This is a genomic window from Hahella chejuensis KCTC 2396 (genome assembly GCF_000012985.1).
Lineage (GTDB): Bacteria > Pseudomonadota > Gammaproteobacteria > Pseudomonadales > Oleiphilaceae > Hahella > Hahella chejuensis.
Genome location: NC_007645.1, coordinates 1,101,945 through 1,115,051 on the forward strand (window position 1 = coordinate 1,101,945; position 13,107 = coordinate 1,115,051).

The 13,107-nt window shown below is 56.3% G+C and carries 12 protein-coding genes; 10 read left to right on the plus strand and 2 right to left on the minus strand.

Annotation, left to right across the window (positions count from 1 at the left end):
* Positions 1 to 49: 49 nt before the first annotated feature.
* The 6 genes from HCH_RS04975 (at position 50) to HCH_RS34105 (ending at position 5,803) form a co-directional block, all read left to right on the plus strand.
* Positions 50 to 1,186, plus strand: a complete 1,137-nt coding sequence (locus HCH_RS04975; RefSeq protein ID WP_011395057.1) for an ABC transporter permease — start codon at positions 50 to 52, stop codon at positions 1,184 to 1,186.
* Between the two features lie 12 nt (positions 1,187 to 1,198).
* Complete coding sequence (locus HCH_RS04980; protein ID WP_011395058.1) at positions 1,199 to 2,125, plus strand: ABC transporter permease; 927 nt, start codon at positions 1,199 to 1,201, stop codon at positions 2,123 to 2,125.
* Between the two features lie 101 nt (positions 2,126 to 2,226).
* On the plus strand, positions 2,227 to 3,324 hold the full coding sequence (locus tag HCH_RS04985) for a BMP family ABC transporter substrate-binding protein (protein WP_011395059.1): 1,098 nt from the start codon (positions 2,227 to 2,229) through the stop codon (positions 3,322 to 3,324).
* Between the two features lie 87 nt (positions 3,325 to 3,411).
* Positions 3,412 to 4,773, plus strand: coding sequence for an 8-oxoguanine deaminase (locus HCH_RS04990; protein ID WP_011395060.1), 1,362 nt, complete (start codon positions 3,412 to 3,414; stop codon positions 4,771 to 4,773).
* A 116-nt stretch (positions 4,774 to 4,889) separates the two neighbouring features.
* Entirely contained in the window at positions 4,890 to 5,531 is a 642-nt protein-coding gene (locus tag HCH_RS04995) for a TetR/AcrR family transcriptional regulator (protein WP_011395061.1), read from the plus strand.
* Positions 5,532 to 5,641: 110 nt separating this feature from the next.
* Entirely contained in the window at positions 5,642 to 5,803 is a 162-nt protein-coding gene (locus tag HCH_RS34105) for a hypothetical protein (RefSeq protein WP_011395062.1), read from the plus strand.
* 34 nt (positions 5,804 to 5,837) lie between these two features.
* Here HCH_RS34105 and HCH_RS05000 read toward each other — a convergent pair whose 3' ends face one another.
* Entirely contained in the window at positions 5,838 to 6,173 is a 336-nt protein-coding gene (locus HCH_RS05000; protein ID WP_011395063.1) for a YkgJ family cysteine cluster protein, read from the minus strand.
* A 380-nt stretch (positions 6,174 to 6,553) separates the two neighbouring features.
* Between HCH_RS05000 and HCH_RS05005 the strand changes: the two genes are divergently transcribed.
* A complete protein-coding gene (locus tag HCH_RS05005; RefSeq protein ID WP_011395064.1) occupies positions 6,554 to 8,098 on the plus strand; it encodes a hypothetical protein in 1,545 nt (514 codons plus the stop codon).
* 93 nt (positions 8,099 to 8,191) lie between these two features.
* Entirely contained in the window at positions 8,192 to 9,481 is a 1,290-nt protein-coding gene (locus HCH_RS05010; RefSeq protein WP_041598432.1) for a hypothetical protein, read from the plus strand.
* Positions 9,482 to 9,503: 22 nt separating this feature from the next.
* On the opposite strand, the gene HCH_RS05015 is transcribed toward HCH_RS05010, so the two are convergent.
* Entirely contained in the window at positions 9,504 to 10,574 is a 1,071-nt protein-coding gene (locus HCH_RS05015; RefSeq protein ID WP_011395066.1) for a phospholipase A, read from the minus strand.
* Between the two features lie 197 nt (positions 10,575 to 10,771).
* On the opposite strand from HCH_RS05015, the gene HCH_RS05020 reads away from it, so the two are divergent.
* Both HCH_RS05020 and HCH_RS05025 read left to right on the plus strand, forming a co-directional pair.
* Positions 10,772 to 12,142 carry a DegQ family serine endoprotease gene (locus tag HCH_RS05020; RefSeq protein WP_011395067.1) on the plus strand — a complete coding sequence of 457 codons (1,371 nt, stop codon included), beginning with the start codon at positions 10,772 to 10,774 and terminating at the stop codon, positions 12,140 to 12,142.
* Positions 12,143 to 12,426: 284 nt separating this feature from the next.
* Entirely contained in the window at positions 12,427 to 12,978 is a 552-nt protein-coding gene (locus HCH_RS05025) for a hypothetical protein (protein WP_011395068.1), read from the plus strand.
* Positions 12,979 to 13,107 lie beyond the last annotated feature (129 nt).

A 13,107-nucleotide genomic window follows, 5' to 3' on the forward strand; every position in this document is an offset into this window, starting at 1 on the left:
GAATGAGAGAGCATAACGAAGCAGACTTGTTAGCGAAGGGGGCCGGGCAATGATATTTAAACTGGAGCGTCGTGTGGACGACTCCCGCTGGATGGCGTATCTCTCTCCCATACTGGCGGGGGCGCTGACGCTGATTACCGGCTCCATTCTGTTCTGGGCGTTGGACAAAGATCCACTGCAAACCCTTTACACCTTCTTTATAGCGCCGGTGTCGGATCTGTACGGCTGGACCGAGCTGGGGGTGAAAGCTGCGCCGATCATGCTATGCGCCCTGGGATTGGCGGTATGTTATCGGGGCAAGGTCTGGAATATCGGGGCGGAAGGACAGCTCCTGTTCGGGGCCCTGGTCGGCGGCGCCGTGGCGCTGCAGTTTCTGGAAAGCGACTCCGCATTCGCCCTGCCGCTGGTGCTGTTGGCTGGCGCGTTGGCGGGCATGGCCTGGGCGGCTATTCCCGCGTTGTTGAAAACCCACTTCAACACCAACGAAATTCTCACCACCATCATGCTCAACTACATTGCGCTGAACCTGTTGCTGTTCAGCGTGCATGGGCCTCTCAAAGACCCTGGCGGGTTCAATTTTCCCGAGTCCGCCCTGTTCACGGAAGCCGTGACGTTGCCGTTGTTGCTGGAAGACAGTCGCATGCATATCGGTATTCTTTTCGCTTTGTTCGCCCTGGTGGCGGTATGGGTGCTGTTGAGCAAAACCTTTGTTGGTTTTCAGATCAAGGTATTGGGGCTGGATACCCGCGCCGCCCACTTCGCCGGCTTTAAAGAACGCCGTCTGGTGTGGCTGGCGCTATTGTTGAGTGGGGCTCTGGCTGGTCTGGCCGGTGTGTGCGAGGTGTCCGGGCCGATTGGTCAGCTGGTGCCGCAGGTCTCACCGGGTTACGGCTATGCGGCGATCATCGTCGCCTTTCTGGGGCGTCTGCACCCGGTGGGCATTCTCCTGTCGAGCATGTTGATGGCGTTGATCTATATCGGCGGCGAGCTGGTGCAGATTGAACTGAACCTGCCGCTGGCGCTGACGGGGCTGTTTCAAGGCATGCTGCTGTTTTTCCTGCTGGCTTGCGATGTGCTGATCGTATACCGCATCCGCCTGAATCCGCGTTTCAGCACGATGCGCAAGCCTTCTCCGGAGGCGCTGGTGAACGGCGCGGACGCAAAACTATCCACTCACTCGCAATAACGGGGCGTCGCCATGGATTACGATTTGATAGTCAATATTCTGTACGCCACCGTCCGCACGGGCACGCCGCTGATTCTTGTCGCGCTGGGCGAGCTGGTGTGTGAAAAGTCTGGCGTGCTTAATCTGGGTCAGGAAGGCATGATGCTGATGGGCGCGGTGATCGGCTTTATCGCAGCGCTGGAAACCGGCAACTTGTGGCTGGGCGTCACCTTCGCCATGACGGCGGGACTGCTCATGTCGCTGTTATTCGGATTCATCTCGCTTAATCTGAGCGCCAATCAGGTCGCCACCGGTCTGGCTCTGACCATATTCGGGGCTGGTCTTAGCGCTTTCGTAGGCAGCGATTATGTGGGGACGCCGCTGGAAGGCATTCAACCCTGGCATATTCCTTTGCTCTCGGACATTCCTTTTGTTGGCCGCATTCTGTTCAGTCATGACCCACTGGTCTATCTTTCATTCGGACTCTTCGTCGGCGTTTACCTGTTCCTGAACCGCTCCCACGCCGGACTGGCGCTGAAAGCGGTGGGCGAGTCGCCGCAGTCCGCCAAAGCTACGGGACTGCCAGTGTTCAAGATTCGCTATCTGGCGGTGATGTTCGGCGGCGCCATGGCGGGGCTCGCTGGCGCCTACTTATCATTGGCCTATACGCCGCTGTGGGCGGAAAACATGACCGCCGGGCGCGGCTGGATCGCTCTGGCGCTGGTGGTGTTCGCCAGTTGGAAGGCCGAGAGGGTGTTGCTGGGGGCGTATCTGTTTGGCGCGTTCAGCATCATGCATCTGGTGGCGCAGGGGCTGGGCTTTTCGGTGTCGCCGAATCTGCTGGCGATTATGCCTTACCTGGCGACCATTGTGGTGCTGGTGATGCTGTCTTCGGATAAAGCCAGGGTGAAGCTCTATGCGCCGGTATCGCTGGGCAAACCGTTCCATCCGGCGGACTAAGCACCGTTTGTTTACGCGTCAGGCCCGGACGGCCTGCGCCAGGCGACGCGCAGGGAGCTGCGGATAACTCAAAAACTATCCTGCTGAAGGGGTTACATTGTATGAAGCAAGAAAAGAAATCGTTGGCGCAGCGCTTCGCCAAGGCCGCGGGCGTCGCACTGGCGCTGTTTATGTCGGCGCAGTCCGTGACGGCGGCGGAACCGGTGAAGGTCGGTTTCGTCTACGTCGGACCTACCGGCGACGCGGGTTGGACATACTCTCACGACAAAGCGCGTAAGTATGTCGAAGAGCAGCTTGGCGATAAAGTAAAAACCACTTATGTCGAGAGCGTGGCGGAAGGCGCAGACGCGGAGCGTGTAATCCGTCAGTTGGCCAAGTCCGGCAACGATTTGATCTTCACCACTTCCTTCGGCTACATGAATCCAACCCTGAAGGTGGCCAAGCAGTTTCCCAAGGTTAAATTCGAACACGCCAGCGGTTACAAGCGCGCCAAGAATGTGGGCACTTACTTCGATCGTATCTATGAAGGTCGTTACCTGACCGGCGTTATCGCTGGCAAGATGACCAAGTCCAACGTCATCGGCTATGTCGGCTCCTTCCCGATTCCTGAAGTGGTGCGCGGCATTGACGCCTTCACACAGGGTCTGCGCAGCGTCAATCCCAAGGCGGTGGTGAAGGTGGTGTGGGTCAGCTCCTGGTATGATCCGGCGAAAGAGCGGGAAGCGGCGGAAACTCTGATTCTGCAAGGCGCTGACATTATTAACCAGCACACGGATTCCCCAGGGCCTATCCAGGCGGCGCAAGCCAAAGGCGTGTATGCGTTCGGCTATCACTCCGACATGTCTCTGTACGGCAAAGACGCGCATCTGACCGCAGCCACCCACAACTGGGGACCGGTCTATCTGGATAAAGTGAAGTCTGTGATAGACGGCAACTGGACTTCTACGGATTTCTGGGGTGGCCTGGCGACCGGCGCCACAGCGCTGGCGCCGCTCAATTCGGCGATCCCGGAAGACGTCGTCAAACTGGTGGAAGAACGCAAGCAGGCCATCATTGAGGGCAAACTGCACCCCTTCCAGGGGCCGGTCAAAGATCAGACTGGCGCGATCAAAGTGCCTGCTGGCCAGGTCATGAGTGATGAAGACATGCTCTCTCTGAACTGGTATGTGGAAGGCGTGGAAGGAGAGCTTCCCAAGTAGGCGCCCGTCCTGCTTTAACTTATGATGGCCCCGGCGCCGGTTTTTCCGGCGCCAGGATATCAGGGCGATCAAAATACGGGTGATCAGATGACGACTCTCTGGATAAAGAATCCACTGGCGATATACGGCCAGGAAGCGGACTGCGACGCTGGCGGCGGCGTAGTGACGCGCGGCTCGGAAATCGTTGAACTGGTGGCGGCGGGCGGCGCGCCTGCAACGCCCTATGACGAGACCTTCGACGCCTCGCAGCATGTATTGCTGCCGGGACTGATCAACACCCATCATCATTTTTATCAAACACTGACGCGGGCGTTGCCCGACGCCTTGAACAAGTCGCTGTTCCCCTGGTTGCAGAGCCTTTATAAAGTCTGGGCGCATCTGGATGCGGACATGGTGCGTCTGGCCACCGAGATGGCGTCAGCGGAACTCCTGTTGTCCGGTTGCACCACGGCGGCGGATCATCATTATCTGTTTCCCATGCAGATCGACAACGCCATCGACATCCAGGCGGAAGCGGTGCGCAAGATGGGCATTCGCGCTTTATTGACGCGGGGCTCCATGAGCCTGGGGGAAAAAGACGGCGGTCTGCCGCCGCAGTCGGTGGTGCAGGATGAACAGTCGATCCTGGATGACAGCCTGCGTCTGATCCGGGCCTATCATGACGGCAACGACGGCTCCATGCTGCAGATCGCCCTGGCGCCCTGCTCGCCATTCTCCGTCACCCGTGAACTGATGCAGGAAACCAATCATCTGGCTTCCCGGGAAGGTGTTTTGCTGCACACCCATCTGGCGGAAACCGAGGACGAAAATGACTTCTGCCTGCGGGTCTACGGCGTGCGACCGGTGGAATATCTGGCGGAAGTGGGATGGATGCACGAAGGCGTCTGGCTGGCCCATGGCATTCACTTCACCGATGAAGAAATGGATGAACTGGGGCGTCGCGGCGTTGGCGTCGCGCACTGCCCCAGCTCCAATATGCTGTTGGGCTCCGGCGTGTGTCAGACGCTGGATCTGCAGAAGCGGGGCGCTCCCGTCGGACTGGCGGTGGACGGCTCCGCTTCCAACGATTGCTCCAACATGATTCAGGAAGTGCGTCAGGCGCTGCTGATACAGCGTTTGCGCTATGCGCCGGGAGAGATCACCCATCAATGGGCATTGGACCTGGCCACCAAGGGCTCGGCGAAGCTGCTCAAGCGTCCTGAACTGGGCGTGCTGGGCGTCGGAAAACAAGCGGACCTGGCGTTGTTCAAGCTGGATGAGAATCGCTTTTCCGGCTCCGGCGATCCGCTGGCGGCGTTGGTGTTGTGCGGCGCCCATCAGGCGGATGCGGTGATGGTGGCCGGGCGCTGGCGCGTCAAAAACAGTGTTCTCATGGATGTGGATATGGCTCGATTGCGCGCGGAACATACCGCTGCGGCGCTGCGTTTGCGCCAAGCCGCTTGCAGTTAACGCCATAACATGAACAATACGTTAATTCAGTGAGTTAACCGTGGGCGTCGTCGCCGTTGTCGCGGCGGCCCGCGAACTGTTCACCCATTAAGCAGCAGGGGATGGTTAGGGCGACTATGGTATTGAAAACAAACCGTGTGGAGAATCCGGGCCGTATCAGGCAAAAGAATGAAATGCTTATCCTGCGGGCGGCGGAAATAGAATTCGCCCGCCACGGTTTCAAGGGCGCGACAGTTCAGCAGATCGCAGACACCGCAGGGCTGCCCAAAGCCAACGTTCATTATTATTTCAAAAGCAAGCACGACCTTTATCTGGCGGTGCTGAGCGACATCGTCGAACTCTGGAACTCCGCCTTTGACGCCATCCGCCCGGAAGACAGTCCGGCGGACGCTCTGGGACGTTATATCCGCTCCAAGGTCATGTTGGCGAAAACCCATCCATTGGCTTCCAAGATCTTCGCAACGGAGATCATCAGTGGGGCGCCTACGCTGGGCAAATACCTGAAATCCAATAACCGCCAATGGGTCAGGGAAAAATCTGCGGTGATCCAGTCCTGGATTGATCAGGGCAAAATCGATCCCATTTCCCCGGAGCACCTGATTTTCCTGATTTGGAGCGCCACCCAGCATTACGCGGACTTTAGCACTCAGATTGAAGCCGTGCTGGGACGCAAAAAGCTGACCTCCAAGGATTTCGATTTTGCGGCGGATAACCTGATTCGCATTATTCTGAAAGGCTGCGGCGTCAAAACTCCCTGACAGGGCGTCAATACGATAAATTTTCGCGTTCAAGGAACTTTTCTTCGACAGTGACCGGGTTTGTTTAGCGACCGAGACGGTAGAGCTGGTGCGGCCGCGCGCTTACCAATTTGAGTTCTGCGTCTTCCGAGCGGCAATACCCATTGACCTACGATGTGGCGGTTTACCGGAGGTTGAGTGAAAGCGACGCCTTTCACAGTGGGGCGCCGCCGGCGTTCACCAAGCGCGTGCAATTGCAGGAGTGCGCGGATTGCGCCGGTCGACTGCGCTAAGGCTCCATTCCAAAACGATGTGCGGGCGCCTGGGTCAGGCGGCCCGCCAATCGGAAAGGTCCAAAGATAGCCCGTGCTTCGCCCTGGCTTTCAGGCAGCCCTCTGAACCGGCTTCGAACTCCCGGCAGGGAGTGGGCCTTTGCTCGTAAATGGAGCAGGTCGTATAGCCGCCGATATCGCCGCATAACGCGTGACAACGGGGCTGCGGCTGATTGGTGCCGATCATCACGCTACGCCAGGGATTCAGCTTCTCCGTAAACTCCAGCGGCACCACGCCGCCGGACTCGGCGTCCGCCTCAGCCCAATAAAAAGACACGCGAAAACTGGCGCAACAGGCGCCACAGGACAAACAGGGGTTGTCCACACTCATTGCCACACACTCCGTGCACAACAACCAGCGCTAACTCTGGATGGTTTGATAGATGAATCTGCTTGGCGACGACCGGGAAATCGGCATGGAAACCGTTCGGTCGCCGTAAATCGGAGGCCATTATCTGTTCAATTCCGCATTTTGGCAATATAGTCAATAAATAGACGTATAAACTGAGGGAGGAAGCAGTCGACTCCAGCTCGGGCATTCGGCCTAAGTGCAAGGCGGGATTACTATTTTTTTAGGATTATGCACAATCACACACCGGCTGAAGCCCGCCGTTAAGAGATCGCTGTTCGCTTGACGGTTAGGGGAAGACCGAGCAAATGGAAGTAAAGTGTATATCGGGTCATCAACAGGAATGGCAATGAGAGTTTTTCATGGTTGGCGCTTTGAATAATCATTGGTGGTCGGCGCTTATCCTACTTATATTCACTGCGCCCCTGGCGGCGGCGCCTTCTGTTTCTTCCTATGGCCATAAAGGCGAGATCTCCGGGGAACATCAAGACAAAGACGGCTTGCGCCCTATGGCGTATTCCCTGCGCTGGGAGTTGTATCCGTTGTTGAGCGGTCCCGCCGTAAGCGGGTCCATCAAGTGGAAGGCCCTGCCCGGACTGGTGGACGCCGAGTTGGGCGCCGGCGTTCAGGGCGACAGTATTCCGCCGGAGGTCGCCGCCACCATCCTGCCTTATGACATTACTGTCTACCTCTGCGGACCCAGTAATGCGTTCAAACAACCGGTTTGTCTTGATGTGGACCCGGGCATGGCGAAACCGGGCGGCGGCGATTGGTCGCTATCGCTGCCTCATCAGCTCGACTGGAGCAATCTTTTTTGGATTCCCGGCGAAGATAGCCGTCGCTGGTTGACGGAAGAGCAGGCCAAAGGCGTGGCGCGCAAAGGGTTTAAACCAACCCGAGCGCGTATCGCCAAGATGAAATGGGACTTATCCGGCTTGCGTCGGTGGGCCGCAGAATTCTACCCCTTTGAAGAAATTCGAACTCTGGAGACTCGCGTCTTCAGCCAGCTGGATGTTATCGCCAGAGCGCATCGCTTATCTCTATCTCCCATCCGTGAAAAGCTGGACATCTATAAAAGCGCGCATACGCCTATTGTGTATAGGGATAAGCTCAAGGCGATTCTCGCCAGTTTTGACGCGGGTTTGTTGGACCCCATGCTTGAGCCGGAACGTCGCGACGCGCTGTCACAGCAGGTATTGCGGGTGCGCTCTGATATGGCGCGCGAAGATGTCGCCCACAGCAGAAGGGTGGCGGAACTGGACAAACAGGCGCGTTCCCAGAAATTGGAATGGGAGCAGGCGCTGTATCGGCGCGTGTGGCGGGATGAAACCAACGAAGCGCTGCGCCTGCAGGCGCAATATGACTATCTGCTGCAGCAGGCGGAGCGATTTGGCGTGAAGACGCTGGATGCTTTCGGCTGTGAAGAATACCTGTTGGCGTTTTCGGAATCTAGCGAAGAAGAGTTGCGCGAGCGGTTGGAATGCGTACAGGAGTATGATGGCTACCTGCTCAACAAGCTGGCGCAGACGGAAGCATTGCTGGACCTGCATGACGCCACGGCGGCGAAAGGTAAATTGCGGGAAAAAATCGAAGAGGCGCACGAGCAGGTCGAGAAAGAGATCGCCGATAATTTATTGGCGATGGAGCAATATTATGACCGGCTGAGCCGGGATAAAGCTCAAAAAGACGCTTTCTCCGCTCAGCGCAAAGCGGAGCAGGAACGCCTGTTTCGCCATTGGCTGGAGAAATACGCGAAGGGGGCGCTGGCGCAGGCGGAACAGTCATTGAACAACCTGCGCCGGGTATTGATGGCGGGGGGCATGACCCCTGACGCCGCTCCGGAAGATTCCGCCAATCGCACTGACAAGAAACGTCCGCCTCCGACGATGTCCGGCGGAACCCTGTAATTCCATGCGTCCTGTTTAGGGCGCGCCTAAGAACAACGAGACCTTGTGCCGAACAAACGATAGAAACGATAGGTGACGGCGGATTACGACGGAATGGAAAAAGCGCAGATCGAAGAATTTATAAAATCCCGGGGGACGGTGGATGACATCCTGTCGCCATCGGCTTGGCGGGCGTTTTGGACGCGCTTGCAGAATGAACTGATCGGCAGGGCGATGAGCAACAACCGGGCGGCGGACTCGGAAGAGTTGCAGACGGCGATGGCGCAGGTGGAAACAGTCTGGCGCAAGTTGGGCGAACAGCTGCAGGAACGTCTGGGCGTGGTGCTGCTTGATGCGCCCGGTGGGTCGGATAAAGACAGTGGGGTTCAGGACGCTATTAACCAGGGGATTGTCGATAGCCTGTGCAGGCAGGGTCTGGAGCATAAATTCTGGAACCTGCAACTGAAAAAGTCTTCTCCCAAACCCAAGCCGCAACCGCAGTCGACGCCTTTTAAAACCGGCAATGGCGTCGTCGCTGAACCCAAAGCGATGAACCGGGCGGTGCGGGTGGTGCGCCCCGACGTTAAAAAAACGCTCGCCTCTCACCTTCGCTCCCGGCGTTTTGTCTTCGCCGGCGTCGCTATCCTGGCGGCTGCGGGCGTGATGGCGCTGCCGTTCGGCTGGGTGACGCCGACGGCCATCTTATGGTGGCTGGCGTTCGCCGCGTTTTGCGCCGCGGGCGTGATCTTTCCCAATATCTACGGCCGCCGCACCACGCAGTTTTTTATCGCCTTTGCGGTCACCTTGGGTCTGATCGGTTTGCTGGGCAAGACGGCGGATACGCCGCGCTGGCGAGGTATCAAAACCGGTATCGTCGCCGTCACCTATCCTGTCTACAACATGCTGGGCCTGCATAAAGTCATTGATATCAGCTCCGTGCGTCAATTGATAGTGGAGGGACGCACGCATATCAGCGTCGATAAGCGTTTGTATGACGAAGTTATCGGGCAGGGCGAGCTGGTGCTGCAAGTGGAGAATCAAAGCCCCTGGCGGCTGTCTCCAAAGGGGCTGCGTGTATTTGCGCCAGAGCAGGGCTGGCTGCGTCTGCGGGCGTTTGGCCTGGACGCGCCGGGTTTGTGGCGAGGAGAACCGATAGCGCCATACAGCCGCGGCGAGTGGCGATTGCTCGTCCCTTCTTCAGGAGAGAGCGCCGCTGCGCTGACTCAGGCGGGTCTACCGGATAACGCCTCTCTTGCGGAGGCGCAGAACGCCCTGGAATCTCTACGCGGCCTGGCTCGTTATGGCGAGGATCTGTCGAGCGCCCTGGAGCCTCAATATCAGATTTCTCAATATGACCGGCAGGCGGAACTGGAAAAAATGTTCGACCGCCTGCTCGCCAATTGATGGATTGCTGTGGAGCGATTGATCAGAGCAGGTCCGTCAGCAACACGCCGACGCCGATGCGCTCCACGGACGCGTTATAGTCCATCAGGTTTTCGCCGTAGCCATTGAAATACTGCACATAACCGCGCAGCCGTTTCCATAAGGGGAAGGTAAACCCTAACTCCACTGCCCCCTTGTTATCTTCGCGCAGATTGTTGCGCAGCATGAGACTGGCTTCGTAGCTATCCCAGCGGTAAGCGGTGGTGAACTCGAAATGTCCCATGTAATCGTCGATATCGGGGTTGTCGTCGCCTTTGGGATCAAGCTTGTCCTTTTTCTGATCTTCTGGAATTCTCCACCAGGGCTTCAAGCTGAAAACGAAGCGGTTATGCTCCCAGATGAAGTTGGCGTAGATGCGGTTCCAACTCCGCGACAGCGGCTGTGAGCGACCGTTGGACTGGTGACTGAAGCCAACCGCCAGCAGACTGAAATCAGCGGTGGAGAAGGTCCAGTCCACCGGTGCGATCCAGAAAACTTCCGGCTCGTAATTAGTCTCCCGGAAGGGGGCGGAATAGTCGTGGTTGTATACCTGCCAGAAGGACTTGAGGGTGACGCCGAAAAATATTGCGTCCGAGTCAATGAAGGTTTCCTGCGCCAGCGGCACTTTCAGGCTGATCTGAAATTTCGCCTCCAGATTGTCCAGCTCGGCGTCCTCTCCGAGGTCGTAAGCTTCGCGTAACGGTTCGCTGTTAGGGTTTTTCAGGTAAGACACCGGCATCAGGTAATTGCGCAGGTGGGGGGTGATCACGCTGCGGCTGTTGCTGGAAAGCTGCTCCCGCATAATGCGTTCGGCGATAACGCTTTCTCCATTTTTCACCGTGGGGCTGGCGTCTTCAGGCATTTTGGGGATTTCTACGCCGCAACGGCTTTTCAACTCGTCGATGGTCATATCGCCAGGCCCCTGGGTCAGCGCTTTGAAGATGCAGGTTTCGGTTTCATCCTGATCTTTTTCATGCAACTGAGCCTGAGCGGGAAGGGCGTTGCCGCCCAGCGCCAGGGCGCAGAAAAAGGTAATAGTATTCAGTCCATTAGGCGCTGATTTAGAAAAATTCATACTCTGGTAATATCCGCGTTGGGCAGGTTATGGAAGCATACGTGACAGAGAGCCGCGATTGTAAATCTAACCTGGATTTATGACAAAACCGCTCCCATCTCATAGGACGTTATAACTAAGGAAATTTTCAAACGCGCTTTCAGGCCGTGTGGCGTGCGTTCGCCGTCGGCCCGTCTGCGTCAGCGGAGGAATGATACATGTTGATGGGTAAAACCCTGACTGGATTGAGATTATGTGTACTGGCCGCTTGCGTCGGCTGGGCGGCCTCCAGCGCCGCCGCACTGCCACTGGCCGACTCCCAGGGCCAGCCACTGCCTACCTTGGCGCCCATGCTCAAGGAAGTGAACCCCGCTGTCGTCAACATCGCGACCTACGCCAAACAGGAAAGCTACAGTCCTTTAATGCAGGACCCTTTCTTTCGTCACTTTTTCAACATCCCGGACAGCCGGAGGCTTCGCGAACAGCGTCGCCAGCAAAGCGCCGGCTCCGGGGTCATTGTCGATAAAGATAAGGGCACGGTCGTCACCAACTACCACGTCATCAAAGGCGCGGATGAGGTGCATGTGTCGTTGACGGACGGCCGCACCTTGAAGGCGGAGGTGCAGGGAGGCGATCCTGACGCCGACATCGCCGTTCTGAAAATTGAGGCGGACGATCTTAGTGAAGTGAAAATGGCGGACTCGGACAGACTGGAAGTGGGGGATTTCGTGGTCGCAATCGGCAACCCCTTCGGATTGGGACAGACTGTCACCACGGGCGTCGTCAGCGCTTTGGGACGCACTGGATTGGGCATTGAAGGCTATGAAGACTTTATTCAGACCGACGCCTCCATTAACCCGGGTAACTCCGGCGGCGCGCTGGTCAACCTGCGTGGCGAGCTGATCGGCATCAACACCGCAATTCTGGCCCCGTCTGGAGGCAATGTCGGCATCGGGTTCGCTATACCCGTCAATATGGCCAAGGCCAGCATCGATCAAATCATTGAGCACGGCGAAGTAAAACGCGGGCAACTGGGCGTGGGGATTCAGGACATCACCCCGGATCTGCGGCAAGCCTTCAAATTACGCAATGGCCAGCGCGGGGTTTTGATCACCAGCGTCGCCAAAGGGTCTGAAGCGGAGAAGGGCGGTCTGAAGACGGGAGATATCATTATCGCTGTTGATGACAAGCCCACTCGTAGCGCAGGTCATCTGCGCAGCCAGATCGGACAACGCAAAATCGGCGACAAGCTGCGCGTGACTATCTTGCGCGAAGGCGTGGAGGCAGTTGTAAAGGTAACCTTGCAGGAACCGCCCAATAGCATCGCAGGCGCCACCCGTATCCACAAGCTGCTTGAAGGAGCCTCCTTTGAAGATAATCCAGACGGCTCTGGCGTCGTGGTGACCGGATTGGCGCCTAACTCAAACGCCGCATACAGCGGACTGCGCCCTGGCGATGTCATCATCGGCGCCAATAATCGCCGGGTAAATTCCGTAAGCGACTTGCAAAAAGTGGTGGACGCGGGAGAGACCAAGTTGCTCCTGTTGGTGCAGCGAGGCGGCGGCGCGTTTTATCTGGTGATTCGCTGATTTGATCTGCGTAAAAGATATGGTCGACAGGAGTTGGCCATATCCTGGATAACTTGGGGGGGGATTGAGTTCAGTTCAATTACATTCCACTTGTGGATATAAAGCAATTCGGTGAGCGAGCTGAAAAACAAAGGGAACTGGTCGAACGACAAGCCTGCTGCGTCGTTTTAGTGTACATAATGAACTTTCCATGTGATTGATTAGTATGAAAAATATCTAATAGTGGGTATGATCCGCCTTCACCTGGACAGGTGAGAAGTACTTATTAAAAAGGAGAAGTCAGTATGACCAAAACACTAGCAGGGCTACTTTTAGCAATTTCCACCACCGCATCCGCACAGTTTCAAGTCGAAAATAATGTTGAGTATGGCTTTATACATCTGGATAGGGTTTCTCTGTTTCCTGAATTGAAACTTGGCGAGTCTGTCTACGTTAAAGATATTGATTTTTGTATGGATGAAAATGGCGCACTATATGCTGGCGCTAACGGCTATCACTTCTATCCCACTCTAGATGCGCCCTATGTGATAACGTCGGTAGGAGAGGGTAAAGTGGCGATAACTCATATATCCGAAAAAAACGGTTTTCTGCTAAATGGTCCGGCCGTCCAGATACTGCATAAATTGAAGCAAGAGGACTTGAGTAACCCTTGGAAGTGCGGCTTGGAAGGCGCGGAAAATACTCCTGTAGAATCTCGTTCGCCGTATAAAGTTGAATCGTTGTTTGGCCATATCAGCTATGAAGGTTTAGCGGAAGCAGTTAATAAAGAGTTTGAATCACGTTATGGCTCTGACGTTACTTACTCGACCGTCATTCGCATATACGAACCGGAATAAGCCATTGTCTTAATTTCTTAATTTCTTAATTTCTTAATTTCTTTATTACGCCTGGCGCACCGCCGCACTGGGCGTTCCCTTCAATTCATGACATTCTGTCTTACCCGGATAACTGCGGATTTTTCCTTG